The organism is Acidovorax sp. ACV01 (assembly GCF_014851495.1).
Lineage (GTDB): Bacteria > Pseudomonadota > Gammaproteobacteria > Burkholderiales > Burkholderiaceae_C > Acidovorax > Acidovorax radicis.
This window is the reverse complement of sequence record NZ_JACUZT010000013.1, coordinates 24,350-39,466: the sequence shown is the minus strand read 5'-3', so window position 1 is coordinate 39,466 and position 15,117 is coordinate 24,350. Positions and strand designations below refer to the sequence as shown.

The window sequence follows — 15,117 nt, the reverse complement described above, 5'->3', positions numbered from 1 at the left end:
CTCAGCAGCCCCCGGCGCTCGGTGCGCGTTGCAGCGTGTGCGGCACCTCGTAGCGGTCGGCAAAAAGCAGCACCGACGCGTCATAGTCCAGCACCGAGCCTGCTTGCCAGCTCACCACGTTGGCGCCCTTGCCGGTGGGCTGGAACCCGATGAGGGCGGAGCGCACCTGTCCGATCAGCTTGCGCGCCTCATCACTCATTTGCCCGCCCAGCTGCTCCTGGTAGTTGCGCAATGCCAGCACCACTCCGAACTGCACCTTGGCATGCACCTGCACCGTGCAGAACGTGGTGGGCAGGCCGCCCGTGTTCTCTTCATCGGCAAACACAACGTAGGCGCTGGGCGTGCGAAAGCTGCGCAGCTCTTTCACGGCCGCGTAGTCCGCAGCGCTGCCCACCAGGTGCAGGCCGGTGGCCTTGGCCTGCAGGCGGCGCACGATGATGCTGGTATCGAATGGCTCGAAGTTCATCAACGAAAGACCCGTAGCTGGTCGCGGCCGAAGACCTTGGGCGCGTGAAGGAACCGCGCATCCGTCTTGTCATTGGCCACCGTGTCCTGGGCGCCCAGGCTGAACTTGCCGTCGGCCGTCTGCTGCAGAAGGCGCTGCGCGTCCGTGTAGCCGCGCGCAATGGGGTCCTTGCTCTCCAGCGTGGTGCGGTTCTTGTGCAGCATGTAACGCGCGATCGCGCGGCACCAGGCAACGACAAGATGGTGAACCGGGTCCAGCGGCAGCGCATAGCCGCGCTTGGCCAGGTAGCCGTCAATCATGGAGCCCGCGTCACGCACGGCCGAGTCGATGCGACCGACAGCGCGCTGCGCGTCCGCCACGTCCTCGGCAGGCCAGTCGGCAAGATCGCCGCCCCGCAACACGGCGTCGAGCAGCTCGGCGCGCACGGGTGGGCGGTGCTCATCGCTGGCGACCTGCGACAGCTCCAGCGCACCGGGGCTGTCTGCAAGGTCTGCGTGCGTGATGTAAGCCATGGGCCGTGCCTTCGCTTACAGCCAGTCGGCGATCAGCAGGTCCAGCGAGCCAGCCACATCGTTGCTGACCTGCACGCCGCCTTCATTCACCAGCTCGGCTTCCAGCAGCCGCTTGGCGGTGAACTTCAGAGCCTTCGGCACCACCAGCAGGTTGGGCGAAATGCCCAGCGGGCGGCCATAGTCGCCGGTCTGGGTGTCCATGGCGGTAATGGCTGCTTTGAGGTTCTCGGCCGTAAGCGCCTTGTTGCTGGCGTGTGCCAGCTGCCAGAAGCCGAAGCCCGCATTGCGGCGCGCATCCACCCCGTAGACAAACTGCCCAGCGTGGAACACGTTGTCGTCGGTCTCGGCCGTCTTCGCCACAAAGTTTGGCTTTTTGCGGTCTTGAAAGATCAGTGGCTTGATCACGCGGCGCGTTTCCAGCAGATACCAGCTCGGGCCTGCGCCGTCGTCGGACACGTTCGACACGCTGACTTCCTTGCCCTTTTCGTCCAGCACCTTGTGGGTGGTGGAGAAAAACGGTTTCTTGTCGTAGCACAGCTCGGTGCGTCCGTTCTTGAGCAGACGGAACACCAGCTCGTCGGGGTGCGCATCTGCGGCACGTCCCATTTCCTGCATCAGCGGCGTGTAGACGCCATAGTTGTCGTCTTCGATGGCCGTGCGGGGCACGCCCACCGTCAGCTCGAACGGCTTGTTCTTCACCGTGTAGCCGTGGGTGCCGATGGCATGCACCACGCGGTCACCGATCCACTCGCGCAGACCGGGCAGCTCACCCAGCCAGCCGTATTCCTCGCTGCCCGTGGTGCTGGGCACCACGGTGGCGATTTGCAGGTATTGGCTGGCGGCTTGGCCCAAGCCCGCTTTGAAGGCGCCATTGAATGCGGTAAAGAGCATCCGCAGGTTGGCGTTGTTGATTTCCATGGTGTTGGTTCCTTGGGATGAAAAGGGTTTTCAGGTACGGCCAGGCGGTCAGGCAACGCGTGTGCCGACGCACACCCACACGCCGCTGTCGTCCACGTCCAGAATCTCGCCAGCCACGCAGGTGCCCGCGTTAGCAACGGTCTGGTCGTCCACCGCATAGGCGTTCTCGCCGATGTGCGCGCGGGTGATCTCGGTGCCGCCCGTAGCACTGGCAAAACAGAAGACACCTCGCGCGCCGTCTGTCAGTTCGTCGCCCTCGGCCTGCACCGCGCGCTTGCGCGCCACGGCACGAACAGGGGTGGTCGCGGCGGCAGTAGCGGGCGTCGCATCGCCCGAGCCGTCCAGCACGTACATGGCCCCGGCGTAAATCGTCACGCCAGTGGCAAGGGGGTCCGACACCAGGTGGCCAGCACGCTGGGCGGTGGGTCGGTCTTTGGTCAAAGCGGTCATGTCAGCTCCGGTAGTTGCGGGGTGCGGGCGGCGTGTTTACGCCTTGCCCTTGGCGTAGGCCTCGGGCGTCATGCCGCAGGCGGCGGCCACGGCCAGCTCGTCCTTGGTCAGGCCGTGGGCATCCTTGCCCGGCTCGCCAGCGGGGGGCTTGCCGCCCGTCTGCGTGGCCGTCAGCGCGGCGAAGGGCTGGGCGGTTTTCAGGTATGTGGTGAGCGCGGCCATGTTGGTCTTGCCCAGCTCGCGCGCCCAGCCTTCTTGCGCGGGCAGCAGGCGGCCATCGGCCAGTGCCGGGGCGATCAGGTCTTCGACCTGGCGCTCGCCCACCTGGGAAGTCAGCGCGGCAACGCTGGTCTTCAGTTCTTCGACCACCGATACCGGAACGTACTTGGCGGGGTCGGGCGTGGCGTTCGTCGCAGCGGTGCGCAAGCTGGTGCAGGCGGCCGTCACGGTCTCGGCCGTGGCGGTGCCGTCCAGCTTCAGCGCCGAGCGGGCCGCGTCGGCCTGGGACTTGATGGAGGTGCAGGCCGCAATGGCCGCGTCTTCGGTGGTGTTGGCAGGCAGGCCAATGGCCGCAAGCAGTTTTTCCAGCAGGGTCACTGTGGTCTCCGGTGGGTTGGGATGGGGGGATGCGATGAAGTGGGCGGTGGCGGCGGCCATCAGGTTGATGGCGTCCATGCCTGCAATGGCGGGGTGGTTCGTCAGCGCACCCATGAGCACGCGCACAACATCGCCGGTTGCCTTGGCGTATTCAAAGACGGGCGAGAAGTAGAGGTACTCCTTGGCATCGACCAGGCTGCGGGCGCGCTGGGTCAGCTCTACCTCCGCGTACAGGCCCTTGCCATCAATCCAGCGCAGGCCATGAATCCACCCCGCAGCGGGTGCAGGCTGGCCGTTGGCCTCCTTGTGCAGGGTCTGGTGCTCGTAGTCGATGACAGGGGGCTGCGCCGGGTTGTAGGCCGCGATCACACGGCCTGCGATGGCTTCATTGATGCGCCAGGCAGGCACATCCATTTCTCGCCCATCGGCCGGGGTGAAGTCTTGCGCGGGGGTGACTTGCATCAGCACCCGGCCATTGCCCGCGTCCTGAGCTTCAAGGGCCAGCGCAGAGAACGCGCAAGCCGCAATGGCCAGGAGGGGTTGGAATGCTTGGGCTGCTGTACGAGGCATGCCGCCATGATTCCGGCGATGCCCCGTGGGGAAGAAGTAAAGCGCTTTACTATTTCGCGCGCTGTTCTATCGCTGGCGCGTTGCACGCCAGCGTTGGGCGGCTATTGCCCTAGGTCAAGTCATCCAGGCCGGGCAGACGGCCCTGGCGGCGGCGAAACTGTTCGTCCTGCCAGGCGCCCACGATCTGCCGCACGCGCATGGGAGTCAGATCGTACCTGTCTGCCAGCACTTCGTAGTCGCCCCGGAACTCCTCGCACATCTTGCGGTCGCGCGCCGACAGGTGCACCGCCACACCTTTGGCCAGGTAGATTGCGCGCCCGCCCTTTTGCTCGGCCAGGTGCTGCAGCTGGATCACGGCCACGCGGGCCATGGCGCCCAGCACCATCACCCAGCTGTCATCCGGCTTCGCCTGGCCCAGGCGCGAATCCGTGAGGGCCATGGCTTCGTACAGGCACAGCGCCACGTCGCGCATTTCCTCGGTGAGGCCTGCGGGTAGCTGTGCGTCCAGCACGGCCGCTTCGGCTGCGGTCATTCGTTTGGTCGTTGGGAGCATGGGTTACCTCTCTTCCTTGCGTTGCTGCCACGCCTTGAGCGCTTCAATGCAGGTATCCAGCTGCGGCCCGGTGGCAAACGCCAGCGCGGCCACATGCACCGTGCGCTGCACCCACGCGTTGAGCGCGGCGGGGCTGGTGTCATGCACCAGGCCGTCACGGTGCAACTGGTGCCACAGCGCCCACACTTTGCGCTCGCGCGGGCTGGCCTCAGCCTTGGCCTGAGCGAACGTGCGGCCCGGTGCGCGGCGGCGCATGGGCTTCACCACGCCCATGCGCTCGCCGAGGGCCTGCATGTGATCGCGCACGCGGGCCAGTTCGGTGGCGCTCATGGCCTTGCTGCTGCTTTTCCCGGTGAGGTTGACAAGGAGCGCCCGGTAGTCGTCCTCGGACTGGCCCAGCTTGGACGACAACGCATGAATGGCGGCGATGTGATTGGCCATGTTCAGCCCCTCCCCAGCGGCGCCAGCCACCAGTTCCACAAGCCCAGCAGGCTGCAGGCCAGGAATACCCACTGCTGCACGTGCAGAGGCCACTGCCGCGACCAGGCGCTGCTGGCCAGCCAGGCCAGGTTCGACACGATGAAGGGGCCGAAGCTCCAGGCCGCCAGCTTTGGCTGCGCCAGGATCAGCGCACCGAGCACGCCAAAAAAGGATGCAAGCACCGACGCGGTGAGGACTCGGACGCCAGTGGGCGATTGCAGGGGCCTGCCGCCGCAGTGGGGGCAACCCCCCGGGTTTTGCGTTTGGAATGATTTGGAAGGGGTTTTCATGGCTTGGCAGGGGTTTTCAGGACTGAATCGGCATCCGCTGGAAGGACCCGGTGTTGACGGACACCGGAAACCGGGTATCGCCGCGCCAGCCCCTTTCGGGGAGGAGGCCCACAGTGACGGCGGAAACGTCAGCGCGGTGGCACTCGATACCTGCGGCAGTTGCAGCCCGTGGGAAGGCCGTGGCACACACCGCTTGCCACGCAGGCCTACGCGCCCCAAGGCGGCCTGCTGCGCGTTGCGTCTACTGCCTGGTCAGCAACGGCTGCGCCGCGCCTCCCCGTACACCATGATTGAGTTCGGCACTCCGGCCCGCCTTCTGGCCGTGGTGCCAGTCGTTGTCCGTCACGTTCTTGCCCTTCGCCCGGTCCTTGATACCGATGTCCGTCATGGCGGCGTGCCGTTGGGCCATGTACTGGGCGATCAACGCTTCGTCCCGTGCATTGCCCGCGAGATGCTCCAGCTTGTCGCGCACACCGGCAATCCAGCCCTCGGCATACAGATCGCCGCGTGCAACCTTGGTCTTGGGCTTGCAGTTCTTGCTCTGCAGTCCGATGTATCGGCGCCGATCTCGTGCGCATTGGCGCGTTAACACATCAAAGGCATAGCCCGCAACCTCGGGCGCCGGGCCTACGCCGATAAACACGTAATAGCGACGGCGGCGAAACTGACGGGCCTGAACCAGCACCAAGCTGGCCGAGGTGTACGTGTCGCAGCCGAATGCGCGCGCCACCATGCCCGCCAAGACAGCCTCCCACCGCACCACGGGCACGTTCTGCGCCTTCTGGCGGGCTTCGCCCACATCGGCCAGCGTCACGTCCGCCTCGGTCAACCCGAACTGAGCCATGAGCTTCTGCGCCTGTCGCAACGCTGCGGCGGCTTCGTGCATCTCCGGGCTGGCAGCGAGCGCCAGGCACTTCTTGATCTTGTCGAGTGCTTCGTCGCGGGTCATGTCAGATACCTCCCCGCACGATTGCGCGGCGCCTATCGTTCGCTGCCAGGTACTGTTCGCGGCTTTCATTGGCCTCGCCAGGATTCAGCCGAGGCTTCAAAGGCACGATGCGTCTGCCGCTGATGTCCATGGCCAGGGGGGCGCCGGAGCCGGGCAGCAACCCGGGCGCACGGCCCACGTTGTGGGGGCGCGGTGCGGCGCTGGGTGCGTCGATGCCGCGCGGGCGGACGGCCTGAAACGCATTGAGGATGGGTTCTTGCGCGTTCATGCGGCACCGCCTTTCTCGCACACATACACACAGCCCAGGTCCTGGGCCGTGGCAAGACGCACGGTGGTGGCGGAGGCGCGGCGCACCCAGGTGTTGTTCATCACGACGATCTGGTGCTGGATGCCCGCAGCCTGGGCGCGAGCTGTGCTGCGCGCGGACACCAAGGATCGCGCCGTGCGGCGCCAGTGGTGTGGGCCCGCAGTGAATTCCACAACCCACTTCTTCACTTCTTTGTCGGCCCAGTAGGCGTTGGCTTGTGCTTGGGTCTGGATCATTGCCTTTCCTCCCGCAGGCTCAATGCGAGGCGGGCGAGGCCCAGCGCAAGGGCGTCCTTCTCGTGGCCCGTGAGCAGCCCGCCCACCTCATGCACGCTCAGGTACTCGCGAAAGGCCTTGACCGATTCGCCAGACGCATCGACCCGGGCGGAAGAAGCCGCCTTGCTCGCGAGCTGCGCCGCCGCCGTCCGAAAGAACATGCGGGTTTGCACCTCGCCGCCAGCGTCTCCACCATCGGCCATGTGCATCAGCCATTCGGCGCACCGGCGTGCCTCGCGTGCGTCCTCGGCCGCACCAAGCGGGCGGGGATAGCCGAGGGCTGCGACCCGTGCCACGACGCTGTTGGCGGCATGGGTCCAGCCGCCCATCTGATCCCAGGGCAGCTTGGCCCATGGCGCCATCTCAAGGCCCTTCAAGCCGTGCAACTTCTTTGTATAGGCCGCGTACGCGCTCATCCCCAACCGTTCCATGGTTTCCGGCGTGCTCATACAGCCACCATGTCCAGGGGGATGGGGGCATAACGGTCCGAGCTGCCCACGCGCTCATAGAACCGCACGTACTGCTTGGTGCCGATCACCTTCACCGATTCGCCAATGGCCGTCATCGCGGCCTGCCAGCGCTCGTCCTTGATCGCCAACTGGCGCAGACCCATGATGCGGCCCACGTTGATGTTGCCCTCTCTATCGGTCTGGAATGCCTGCTGCACCAGCACGATGATCTCGGGCCGGCTGTTCTGCGCCCACTCGTTGATGCATTCATCCACCAGGGCCTTGGCCGCCTGCAGGCGTTCGTCGAAGGTTACGTTCTCGGCCGTGGCAATCTGCAGCTTGTACGCACCGTCATAGGTGTGCAGCGTGATATTGCCCTTGGCGCCGCCGCGCTTCACGCCGTACTGCTCGGCGCTCAGATCGGCGAAGGCGGCCACATCGCCGAACATCTTGGATTTGCCCGCAACCAAGCGAGCGTTGAGGTCCTTGGCGACGGCCACCAGCTCGCGCACCAAGCGGTCGCGTTCCTGGTCGATGGGCTTGACAAGTTCGAGCGGGACAAGGTGGCCCTGCGCGTTGCGCATGTAGCCATTGGGGACGGGGGATTGATCCATGGGATGCTCCTTTCAGTTCAGATGTGCGGCGCAAGCATTCGCGGGCGCAGCGGCGTTTTGTTGAATGAGGTCCGCCACCTGGCGGGCGGTAGTGGCAGCGCCTTGCGCGCAGCAGGGGTGGCACACGGCTACCGAGGCATAGGCGCTGATCAGCGCCTCCAGCGCCACCCGGTGTGTCTGCTGTTCGCTGACGATTTCCACCAGGCGGTGCGCAAGAGCGGTCACTTGGGACTGGTGCTCGGTGCGGGTCATGACGTTGTGCCCTTCCTGCTTTCGATTTCTGCGCGCATGGCGCGGACGGTGGGGGACATGCCAGCTAGTGCCGGGGCGGCGGGAACTGGTCGCGGGACAGCGCGGGGTGCTGGCGGCTCCACCAGGTCGGCCGCGCTGGTGGGGCCGTTGATGGTGGCGGCGCGTGGGCCGGTGCGAAGCTCTTGCTCCCGCCGTTGCTCTGCCAGGTCTTCGTGCTTGTCGGCCATACCCGCCAAGATGGCGTACAGATACCCGTGGCCCTTCATGGGCAGCTCCAGGCGCTGCGCATCACGCGCTGCCAGCATCTGGTCTATGGCCTGCGCCCAGGCTTCGCGCGGTGCGGCCCAGTCGCGGCCTTTGTGGGTGATCGCCCACCGCTCCAGGTCCGGGAGGAGCTGCTGCAGGAGCTTGACCTTCTTCGCGATGGTCAGGCGCTGCTTGGCCGGGCGGAACAGCTCCACGTACTTCAGCACGCGGGTGCCCAGGGGAATGCTGACGCTGGCCAGGCGTGCGAACGCCAAGCGCTCCTCCTCGCAAGCGAACGCCACGGTGAGGTCGAACTCGGCCCCGCAGGCAGGGCATGCGATATCGGTCAAAGCAGGCCTCCCGATTTGCGTGGCGCGGGTTGCGGGGAAGCGCTGCGCTCCAGCTCCGAGCGGAACCCGAGGCACATGGTCTGCCCCAGCTCCATTCCCGCCAGATGCGCGCGGTTGAGCTGCACTTCGGAAACGTCGCGGTTCGAGACAACCCACACCAGGGCGAGCACCAGGGCGGTGACGGTGATGCCAAGCCAGAAGACCAGCCAGGTGAAGGGGTGGACACGGCGGCGGGTCATCGCGTGCCCTCCTTGCTATAGCGCGAGGGGCGGCGGGCAGCGCGCGGGCCGCGACGCAAGGCCGTGGACAGGCGCAGCACGTCGATCTTTGCCGCGTCGGGGAAAAGGTCGGCCGCACGCGCTGCCGCCGCTGCGCCGTGTGGATACAGGTCGCAGTGCTTGCCCTGCGAGCCGTCCCCCATGGTGATGGTGATGTGATACGGGAACATCGCCACCTCACACGGCCCGGATCACATCGCGGCCCACCACCGGGGCGCCCAGTTCGGCGGCGGTGTTGAGCGCGGCGCTCATCCAGTTGTTGACGTTGAGCGGATTGAGCAGGCTGGCGGGCGCTGCCTTGCCCGTGCCCTGCACGGTCAGGCGCGAGCGCAGCTCATCGACTCCATCGGGGGTGATGAACTCGTCCAGCGAGCGGCCTGCTGCTGCGGCGCGGCATTGCAGGTATGCGGCCACGTCGGCGCCCAATGGGGGCAGGCGGGCGACTTCGATGCGCTGCATGACTTCGCGCACATCCCAGCGGCCGAGCTTTTCCTCCAGTTCGGGGTGGCCCACCAGCAGGATGCCGAGCATGAACTTGCGGCCGATGCGCATTTTTTCGCGCAGGCGCTTGAGGTGGTTGAGCGTGGGCACCGGCAGCGCGTGAGCTTCTTCGATGATGAGCAGGTGCGAGTGGCCCGCAGTGCAGGACTCGGTCAAGGCTGCGTGCACCTGGCGGGAGCGGGCCTCGCCGTTGCTGGCCACCGAGGCGCGGGCGTTGAATGTGCGCACGATGGCGGTATGGATATCTACGGCCTTGACCGTCTTGCCCTTGGTGTCGGTCTCCTCGGCGCCCTCCATGCTGGGCTCGATGCACACCACCGGACGGTGATCGCGCAGGAGGTTCTCTTTCAGGTCATCGAGCATGGTGGTCTTGCCGGAGCCCGACTCGCCCACGATGGCCGCCATGCGGGCGCCCACTGCGGCTTGCCAGGCCACTTCACGCACAAACCGGATGTTGCCGTTCAGGTACATCTGTTCGTCGGTGGTCACCTCGCCCTGGAACGGGTCGGAGAACAGGGTGAACTGGCGGCGGGCCGCTTCGCTCAAGGTTTGGGGGGGTAGTAACATCGTCTCTTCCTCCTGGGTTTCGATGGTTTCGGGGTTCACGGGGGCGACCTCGCCGAGGTGCAACTCGGCGGGGTCAACTTTTTTCAGGACTGCGGCAGGCACGCCACGGCCCTTGAGCCAGTCCAGCGCGCGGCGGCTCACCTCTGCCGGGCGGCGTGCGGGCAACAGGCCGTGCTTGACCAGGCGGCAGGCCGCAGCGCTCGACATACCGACGCCCTTGGCAAACTCGGCCTGGGTGATCTCGTGCTCCTGGAGCACCGCCTGCAGCGGCGGCATCACGTTGGTGGAGGCATGGGCGTGCATCACTGGCCCCCTCCAACTGCACGCAGCCCGCCCGGCATGGGCGCAGGGGCCTGGGCCTGACGGCGCGCGGCGATCAGGCCGGGCACCACGTCCTCGGGCACGCCCGCGTCGCCGTAGCGTTCAGTGAGCCATGCGTAGGTGGCGGGGTCGTAGTCGTCGCCCAGGGCCTGACGCATGCGCTTGCAGGCCTCTGCAACGGCAAGGCGCATGGGCTCGACGGTGGGCGCGGCGGCGCCGTGGGCCGTGCCCGGACGCTGCAGGTAGCTGGGCAAGCTGGCGGCCTTGGCCTTGATGTCGGCGAAGGGGTCGAACTGGCCCTGGTACGGGGCCACGCCAGCCTTCTGCGCGGACTTGACCTGGCTGGGTGTCGCCGGGCCCTCAGGGGTGGCGTAGGCCTGCGCCGCGATGCGTGCGCGGAGCTCGTCGGCCGGGGTGGCGGGCATGGCCTTGAACTCGCTCTTGCCAAGCACGGGCGCATCTGCCCGATAGCCCATCCAGCCTTCTGGCACGGGCTCGACCTGGTGCCACACGATCTCGCCGGTTTCGCGGTCTGTGACGCCCACGCGCACGGCAGGCGCGGCCAGCGGGTTGACGGCCACGAGTACCTTGCTGCGGGGCGACACACCGGGCACGTAGCGCACGTCGTAGTCGCGGCTGCCCTGGCCTTTGATGGCAAAGCTCACCGTCATGTTGCCGGACACGTCGCGCGTCTTTGCCAGGCTCACGGGCAACTCGCGCATGATCTCCATGGACGGTGCGATGCGCAGGTGCTCGGTGCCGATGGTGCTCCAGGCCTGGTACGGGGGCATGCCGGTGCGGCTGTGCTTCTTCGTGCCGTTGGCGCTGTGCATCCACAGCTCGGCCAGGGCGTTCATCCGGCCGATGGTGATGGTCATCGGGTCCAGGAACCGCAGCCGCGACTCGAAGCCCCGCTCCGCGATGTTCTGGCCGGTTTCGACTGAGCCCGTCGCGCGGCTGTTGCGCGGCGCGTGCCAGTCCTGCTTGATGCCCATCGCACTGCAGAAGTTCTTGAATGGTGCGGATTTGAAGCACCCGCCCTGGTCTGTGTAGAGCAGGAAGGGCACACCGTGGAAAGGCATGGGGTTGCCTGCAGCGTCGAGGCGCTGCGTCATCACCCACATCATGAAGTCGAGGGCGTTCTCTGTGGTCTCGCCGCCGCTGTAGAACCGCAAGGCCTTGGCACCGCTGGCATGCTCAGTGCAAAGGAATCGCACCAGGAGCTGGTCCATCACGCGCACCAGATTGGCGGGCTTGTTCTTGTAGTGCACGCCGTCCTCTTCGAGCAGCAGCAGCTCACCCTTGGGCGTCTTGTAGAGCACGCACACCGAAGCGTCGGCCTGCCACACGGCGTTGATGTGCTCGGTGCGCATGCTCACGTGCGGCTTGGGCGCGGCGAGGAAGCGGCCGTCCAAGCCCCTGTCGCGCAGGAGGCGGCCCACGTGGCTGGCCGACAGCCGCGTGGCGATCTTGCCCGCCGCATGCAGCATGTCGATGGTGTCTTCGAGCGGGATCATCCATTTGCCCGCGCGGCGGTCGTGCAGGATGGTCCCGGCGATTAGTTCGAGCTCGTCGTTCGTGATTGCTGACTCGCCCGCGTCGGCCCGGCGCTTGCGCGGCGCCTTGAGGCCCAGTTGGCGCGCGGCCTGCGAGACGAGCGTGTGGGTGCGCTGTACCGAGAGATTGAGCACCTCGGCGGCGCGTTCCACGATCTGCCCGCGCTCGCCATGGGGGGCGGCAGCGGCCTCACGGGCGGCGTTCAGGATGACTTCCATACGGATGGCGTCCATGGCGGGGGGTTACTTCGCGCGCCCGCTGGCGGCCTCGTTGCGGGCTTCCAACGTCGCCAGGGCCGCTTCATCCTCGGCCGTCCAGGGGGCGTCTACGCGCTCGTCCAGGTCGATGGTGATAGCGAACTCCCGGGCCATGTCGGCAAACTGCTGTGCCAGGTACTGCACGCTGGAGCGCACGGCCTGCTGCACGGCCTCCGACGCATCGGCGCCTTCGCCTAAGGCCGCGTCGGCGCCTTCAAAAAGGGCTCGCATGCGGCTGTTGATCCGGACCGACTGCGTGAAGACCTCTTTGAGCAAGGTGGCCTCGGCCTGGTTGCGGGCCACGGAGCCGGGACGCGGTACGAATTTGGTCTTGCGTGACTTCTCTTCCTCAAGCTCGTTGAGTCGCTGGCTCTTGGCCTTCAGTACCTTGTCCTTCGCTTCCAGAGAGGCGGCGGCTTCCTCGACCTGCGCCGCGAGGGTTTCTTTTTCCTTGGCGTGCTTGGAGATGATCTCTTCGGCCAGCTCCACGAAGCTTTCCTTGTCCCCCTTTTTGGCGACTTCGATAAGGGCAGCTCTCTGGTCCTCGGGCAGCTTGCGGTACTGGCGCAATTCGCGGTAGCCGATGCCGATGCGCTGCATTTGCTCAAGCGCCTCTTCGCCGAAGGCGTTGAGGTTGGCAATATCCTGGTTGGCCTTCTCGTCGGACATTCCAAGGAGCTGGCAGAACTCCGTCCAGGTCCCCTTCAACTCCAAACCGTTTGGAGTCTTCATTCCGCTAAGTTGTTGATATAGCTTGTTTTCCTTGACGATTGCGAGCTTGGAGACTCCAAACGTTTGGAGTAGGTTGCCTGCCGCCTGGAAGGCCTGGGCCTGCCCCAGCAACTGGTTCACGAGGTCACGCCCGTGGCTGTAGCTGGCCTGGACCAGCGCCATTTGATCGGCGGCCACGCTGGCCATGGTCAGCGCGTTTTGATCGAGATTGGCGTCCACGGGAACAGCGGCGACGGTGGCTTTGCGGCCTGGCTTGGCTTTCTCCAGCGCTCCTTGAATCGCGGCCTTCTCGCGCGGCGTTGCTGCATTGCTCATTTGCTTTTCTTCCTATAGTTCTTGGTTGATCAGTTGCTGCGGCTGAAGCGCTGCACCACGTCTTGGAGTTGCTGCTGCCCCGCCTGGATGGCTGCTGCGTGGCGCAGGGATATCTGGACCACATGAGGGCTCAGGCGCCAGCGCCCGCCTTGGGGCGTCTGCTCGGCCCATCCAGCCGTGCGCAGGTTGTCCAGGTCACGGGTGACGACGCTTGCCGCCACGTTCAGCGCCTTGGCAATCTCTGCGGGGGCAAGGCCCTGCAGCTCGTGCCCGGCCAGCAGGTTGATGAGTTGCAGTAGGCGTTGCTGCGCGGCGTTGGTGTAGTCGGTGGCGCGGCTCATGCGGCGGCTCCGGCACGAGCTGCGGCAATCTGCGCCCGCGTCCGGCGCAACACCGGGCGACGGCTCGACGGCGGCCACATCGCTTCGACCGTGTAGCCGGTCACTGCGGCGATCCGCTCGCGAATCCGGGCAGACACGCTACGGCCGCTGATGACCTGGCTCATGGTGGCGTTGGACACGCCCATTTCGTCGGCCAGCGCCGTGGGCGTGACGCCCTTCATACGCATGGCAGCCTTGATCTGTTCTGGGTGCATTCCTGATAACCTTTCGCCTAACTTTTTAGGTTTGTGCGCTTCGGCAGCGCTTAAGGCGAATTATGGGAAAGATTTCTTTCCCATGCAACTGGTTTTTAGGAAATATTTCATGCCTATTGGAAAGAGACTGCGCGAGGAGCGCGAACGACTTGGACTGAGTCAGCCTGCTTTCGCAGCGTTGGCGGGCACGACAAAACAAACGCTGTTTTCGTGGGAGACAGGTAAGACCGCGCCTGACGGGTTTCAGCTTGCAGCGCTCGCCACTTCAGGTGCAGACGTCCTTTACATCCTCACAGGCATGCCTACCCCGGTCATACCCACGCCCGAGCCGGGCGAGTTGCTACTGGTGGCCAACTACAGGAAATGCACACCCGAAGACCAAGCGGAGCTGATTCGGGAATCAACCCTCTACGCGGAGCACGTCAAGACATCAACCAAAAATTCACCAGCGAAGATCGCCAAGGCGACCGTCAAGAAGTCGCTGTTCGGCGGCGCGATTGGCAGCATCAGAATAGGGAAGTAGCTACCTTGAGCGCGTGGAGGCGCGCAGTGAATGCCGGGAGAAAAAATAGAAGCAAAGGTCACCAAGTCGCTGTTTAGTTTTGCGATTGGGAAGATTGAAATACGACTACCGGGAGTGCGCAGCGGTGATGGGACACCTCGTCCCAGTGCGCATGGCTTGCACCTGGAGCGGGCCAAGGAAGCAATGCCCGTGCACTGCCACGGCCAGTTGGAATGGATAGCCAACAACTCCGACGTGCATGTTCAGTGCCTTGCCTTGGCATGCGTTAGCAAGGCCTTGGTCTGTAGGGATGGACGCCTTACCCGAGGTGCTGCATTGCCCGACTACCTTCTGAGTCTGATCGGGATTGTGATGTTTGCTCTCTTCGGGGCCTATGCAGGGTCGTTGTGGCTGTCTTACCATTACCCACCGACTATCCAACTCACGCTCTTCGCTTGCATGGCGGGCTGCTCACTTGCGGCATGGAGCCTGCAGCGCAGGTTTATCTACCCCCACCATGTGGCGCGCCGCGCTTTGCAAGCGTTGGAAAAGGGCCGAAAGCCCCGGCGAACAAGGCCTATGAACAAAAGGCAGAAGTGAGTGATTGGGCGTGAGTAAATCTCAACGAGAGGGAAAAAATGATCGAGACTTGTTTGAAATGCGGCCACGTCAACAATGCATCCACAGGCAATGACTCAGAGGCCTGCCCCCAGTGCGGCGCAATCTACAGCAAGGTAGAAATGGCGCAACGCCAATCTAAGCCCGAGGCACCTGGCTTCGAAGCAAGGTACAACTCATTGGAACAAAACATCACGAAGCGAACGGGCTTGGGCATGGGGGCCTGGATGTTGGTTTTGATGGTGGCAATTCCTATTGTGTGGCTGTCCACAACTCAGGAGCGCAAGCCGCGGCCTGGTCCAGATGCACAGCGCGCCAGGGAGGCAATGGAGGCTATTGCAACGGCCCAGCAGGACCGTTTGAAACAGGCCATCCTTGAACGGCGGGTGTTGATCGGCATGACCGCCGCGCAGGCCCGTGAGGCTTGGGGTAAGCCGTCCAGCATCAACCGCACCGAAAGTGCCTATGGCGCCAGAGAACAGTGGGTGTATGGCATCGGTGACTACGTGTACTTGCGCAACGATGTTGTGGAGTCCGTTCAAACGTCCAGACGGCAACAATGAGATGCGCCTGCAACCCGTGCCGCAATAAGTAAA

General features: G+C 65.0%; 24 protein-coding genes. 2 read left to right on the top strand and 22 right to left on the bottom strand.

Annotated elements, in window-relative coordinates; all coding sequences use genetic code 11:
• Position 1: 1 nt before the first annotated feature.
• From IB243_RS25835 to IB243_RS25730, 22 genes are all read right to left on the bottom strand, one after another.
• Entirely contained in the window at positions 2–466 is a 465-nt protein-coding gene (locus IB243_RS25835) for a hypothetical protein (RefSeq protein WP_192429969.1), read from the bottom strand.
• A complete protein-coding gene (locus IB243_RS25830) occupies positions 466–978 on the bottom strand; it encodes a DUF1320 domain-containing protein (protein ID WP_192429968.1) in 513 nt (170 codons plus the stop codon). The genes IB243_RS25835 and IB243_RS25830 overlap by 1 nt, the downstream gene beginning before the upstream one ends.
• Before the next feature lie 15 nt (positions 979–993).
• A complete protein-coding gene (locus IB243_RS25825; protein ID WP_192429967.1) occupies positions 994–1,896 on the bottom strand; it encodes a Mu-like prophage major head subunit gpT family protein in 903 nt (300 codons plus the stop codon).
• Between the two features lie 48 nt (positions 1,897–1,944).
• Positions 1,945–2,346: a hypothetical protein gene (locus IB243_RS25820; protein WP_192429966.1), complete on the bottom strand. Its 402-nt coding sequence runs from the start codon at positions 2,344–2,346 to the stop codon at positions 1,945–1,947.
• Positions 2,347–2,382: 36 nt separating this feature from the next.
• Positions 2,383–3,513, bottom strand: a complete 1,131-nt coding sequence (locus IB243_RS25815) for a phage protease (protein ID WP_192429965.1) — start codon at positions 3,511–3,513, stop codon at positions 2,383–2,385.
• Between the two features lie 109 nt (positions 3,514–3,622).
• Positions 3,623–4,045, bottom strand: a complete 423-nt coding sequence (locus IB243_RS25810; protein WP_225585370.1) for a Mor transcription activator family protein — start codon at positions 4,043–4,045, stop codon at positions 3,623–3,625.
• Between the two features lie 24 nt (positions 4,046–4,069).
• Complete coding sequence (locus tag IB243_RS25805) at positions 4,070–4,507, bottom strand: regulatory protein GemA (RefSeq protein ID WP_192429963.1); 438 nt, start codon at positions 4,505–4,507, stop codon at positions 4,070–4,072.
• 2 nt (positions 4,508–4,509) lie between these two features.
• Entirely contained in the window at positions 4,510–4,728 is a 219-nt protein-coding gene (locus tag IB243_RS25800; RefSeq protein ID WP_225585375.1) for a hypothetical protein, read from the bottom strand.
• Between the two features lie 349 nt (positions 4,729–5,077).
• Positions 5,078–5,785, bottom strand: a complete 708-nt coding sequence (locus IB243_RS25795) for a DUF2786 domain-containing protein (RefSeq protein ID WP_192429962.1) — start codon at positions 5,783–5,785, stop codon at positions 5,078–5,080.
• Position 5,786: 1 nt separating this feature from the next.
• The gene (locus IB243_RS25790) at positions 5,787–6,053 is read right to left on the bottom strand and encodes a hypothetical protein (protein WP_192429961.1); all 267 of its coding nucleotides are present in this window, start codon (positions 6,051–6,053) and stop codon (positions 5,787–5,789) included.
• On the bottom strand, positions 6,050–6,328 hold the full coding sequence (locus tag IB243_RS25785) for a hypothetical protein (RefSeq protein WP_192429960.1): 279 nt from the start codon (positions 6,326–6,328) through the stop codon (positions 6,050–6,052). Before IB243_RS25785 ends, IB243_RS25790 begins: the two co-directional genes overlap by 4 nt.
• A complete protein-coding gene (locus IB243_RS25780; protein WP_192429959.1) occupies positions 6,325–6,816 on the bottom strand; it encodes a hypothetical protein in 492 nt (163 codons plus the stop codon). The genes IB243_RS25785 and IB243_RS25780 overlap by 4 nt, the downstream gene beginning before the upstream one ends.
• Positions 6,813–7,430 (bottom strand): DUF3164 family protein, encoded by a 618-nt coding sequence (locus IB243_RS25775; RefSeq protein WP_192429958.1) that lies wholly within the window; start codon positions 7,428–7,430, stop codon positions 6,813–6,815. Before IB243_RS25775 ends, IB243_RS25780 begins: the two co-directional genes overlap by 4 nt.
• Positions 7,431–7,442: 12 nt before the next feature.
• A complete protein-coding gene (locus IB243_RS25770) occupies positions 7,443–7,682 on the bottom strand; it encodes a hypothetical protein (RefSeq protein ID WP_192429957.1) in 240 nt (79 codons plus the stop codon).
• A complete protein-coding gene (locus IB243_RS25765) occupies positions 7,679–8,278 on the bottom strand; it encodes a hypothetical protein (RefSeq protein WP_192429956.1) in 600 nt (199 codons plus the stop codon). Before IB243_RS25765 ends, IB243_RS25770 begins: the two co-directional genes overlap by 4 nt.
• Complete coding sequence (locus IB243_RS25760) at positions 8,275–8,517, bottom strand: hypothetical protein (protein WP_192429955.1); 243 nt, start codon at positions 8,515–8,517, stop codon at positions 8,275–8,277. The genes IB243_RS25765 and IB243_RS25760 overlap by 4 nt, the downstream gene beginning before the upstream one ends.
• Entirely contained in the window at positions 8,514–8,726 is a 213-nt protein-coding gene (locus IB243_RS25755; protein ID WP_192429954.1) for a hypothetical protein, read from the bottom strand. The genes IB243_RS25760 and IB243_RS25755 overlap by 4 nt, the downstream gene beginning before the upstream one ends.
• A 7-nt stretch (positions 8,727–8,733) precedes the next feature.
• Complete coding sequence (locus IB243_RS25750; protein ID WP_192429953.1) at positions 8,734–9,927, bottom strand: ExeA family protein; 1,194 nt, start codon at positions 9,925–9,927, stop codon at positions 8,734–8,736.
• Complete coding sequence (locus tag IB243_RS25745) at positions 9,927–11,735, bottom strand: hypothetical protein (protein WP_192429952.1); 1,809 nt, start codon at positions 11,733–11,735, stop codon at positions 9,927–9,929. The genes IB243_RS25750 and IB243_RS25745 overlap by 1 nt, the downstream gene beginning before the upstream one ends.
• Before the next feature lie 9 nt (positions 11,736–11,744).
• Positions 11,745–12,806, bottom strand: a complete 1,062-nt coding sequence (locus IB243_RS25740) for a hypothetical protein (RefSeq protein ID WP_192429951.1) — start codon at positions 12,804–12,806, stop codon at positions 11,745–11,747.
• 29 nt (positions 12,807–12,835) lie between these two features.
• Positions 12,836–13,147: a helix-turn-helix domain-containing protein gene (locus IB243_RS25735; RefSeq protein WP_192429950.1), complete on the bottom strand. Its 312-nt coding sequence runs from the start codon at positions 13,145–13,147 to the stop codon at positions 12,836–12,838.
• Positions 13,144–13,401: a helix-turn-helix domain-containing protein gene (locus IB243_RS25730; RefSeq protein WP_192429949.1), complete on the bottom strand. Its 258-nt coding sequence runs from the start codon at positions 13,399–13,401 to the stop codon at positions 13,144–13,146. Before IB243_RS25730 ends, IB243_RS25735 begins: the two co-directional genes overlap by 4 nt.
• 82 nt (positions 13,402–13,483) lie before the next feature.
• Between IB243_RS25730 and IB243_RS25725 the strand changes: the two genes are divergently transcribed.
• Both IB243_RS25725 and IB243_RS25720 read left to right on the top strand, forming a co-directional pair.
• Positions 13,484–13,924, top strand: coding sequence for a helix-turn-helix domain-containing protein (locus IB243_RS25725; protein WP_225585368.1), 441 nt, complete (start codon positions 13,484–13,486; stop codon positions 13,922–13,924).
• A gap of 617 nt (positions 13,925–14,541) precedes the next feature.
• A complete protein-coding gene (locus IB243_RS25720) occupies positions 14,542–15,084 on the top strand; it encodes a hypothetical protein (protein ID WP_192429948.1) in 543 nt (180 codons plus the stop codon).
• Positions 15,085–15,117: the final 33 nt, after the last annotated feature.

Coding starts and splice junctions, on each gene's coding strand:
- IB243_RS25735 (WP_192429950.1), bottom strand. CDS start 13,147: ATGAGCCGCGCCACCGACTACACCAACGCCGCGCAGCAACGCCTACTG.
- IB243_RS25815 (WP_192429965.1), bottom strand. CDS start 3,513: ATGCCTCGTACAGCAGCCCAAGCATTCCAACCCCTCCTGGCCATTGCG.
- IB243_RS25740 (WP_192429951.1), bottom strand. CDS start 12,806: ATGAGCAATGCAGCAACGCCGCGCGAGAAGGCCGCGATTCAAGGAGCG.
- IB243_RS25825 (WP_192429967.1), bottom strand. CDS start 1,896: ATGGAAATCAACAACGCCAACCTGCGGATGCTCTTTACCGCATTCAAT.
- IB243_RS25770 (WP_192429957.1), bottom strand. CDS start 7,682: ATGACCCGCACCGAGCACCAGTCCCAAGTGACCGCTCTTGCGCACCGC.
- IB243_RS25835 (WP_192429969.1), bottom strand. CDS start 466: ATGAACTTCGAGCCATTCGATACCAGCATCATCGTGCGCCGCCTGCAG.
- IB243_RS25745 (WP_192429952.1), bottom strand. CDS start 11,735: ATGGACGCCATCCGTATGGAAGTCATCCTGAACGCCGCCCGTGAGGCC.
- IB243_RS25755 (WP_192429954.1), bottom strand. CDS start 8,726: ATGTTCCCGTATCACATCACCATCACCATGGGGGACGGCTCGCAGGGC.
- IB243_RS25830 (WP_192429968.1), bottom strand. CDS start 978: ATGGCTTACATCACGCACGCAGACCTTGCAGACAGCCCCGGTGCGCTG.
- IB243_RS25810 (WP_225585370.1), bottom strand. CDS start 4,045: ATGACCGCAGCCGAAGCGGCCGTGCTGGACGCACAGCTACCCGCAGGC.
- IB243_RS25750 (WP_192429953.1), bottom strand. CDS start 9,927: ATGCACGCCCATGCCTCCACCAACGTGATGCCGCCGCTGCAGGCGGTG.
- IB243_RS25780 (WP_192429959.1), bottom strand. CDS start 6,816: ATGAGCACGCCGGAAACCATGGAACGGTTGGGGATGAGCGCGTACGCG.
- IB243_RS25760 (WP_192429955.1), bottom strand. CDS start 8,517: ATGACCCGCCGCCGTGTCCACCCCTTCACCTGGCTGGTCTTCTGGCTT.
- IB243_RS25790 (WP_192429961.1), bottom strand. CDS start 6,053: ATGAACGCGCAAGAACCCATCCTCAATGCGTTTCAGGCCGTCCGCCCG.
- IB243_RS25775 (WP_192429958.1), bottom strand. CDS start 7,430: ATGGATCAATCCCCCGTCCCCAATGGCTACATGCGCAACGCGCAGGGC.
- IB243_RS25785 (WP_192429960.1), bottom strand. CDS start 6,328: ATGATCCAGACCCAAGCACAAGCCAACGCCTACTGGGCCGACAAAGAA.
- IB243_RS25820 (WP_192429966.1), bottom strand. CDS start 2,346: ATGACCGCTTTGACCAAAGACCGACCCACCGCCCAGCGTGCTGGCCAC.
- IB243_RS25795 (WP_192429962.1), bottom strand. CDS start 5,785: ATGACCCGCGACGAAGCACTCGACAAGATCAAGAAGTGCCTGGCGCTC.
- IB243_RS25725 (WP_225585368.1), top strand. CDS start 13,484: ATGCAACTGGTTTTTAGGAAATATTTCATGCCTATTGGAAAGAGACTG.
- IB243_RS25730 (WP_192429949.1), bottom strand. CDS start 13,401: ATGCACCCAGAACAGATCAAGGCTGCCATGCGTATGAAGGGCGTCACG.
- IB243_RS25720 (WP_192429948.1), top strand. CDS start 14,542: ATGATCGAGACTTGTTTGAAATGCGGCCACGTCAACAATGCATCCACA.
- IB243_RS25805 (WP_192429963.1), bottom strand. CDS start 4,507: ATGGCCAATCACATCGCCGCCATTCATGCGTTGTCGTCCAAGCTGGGC.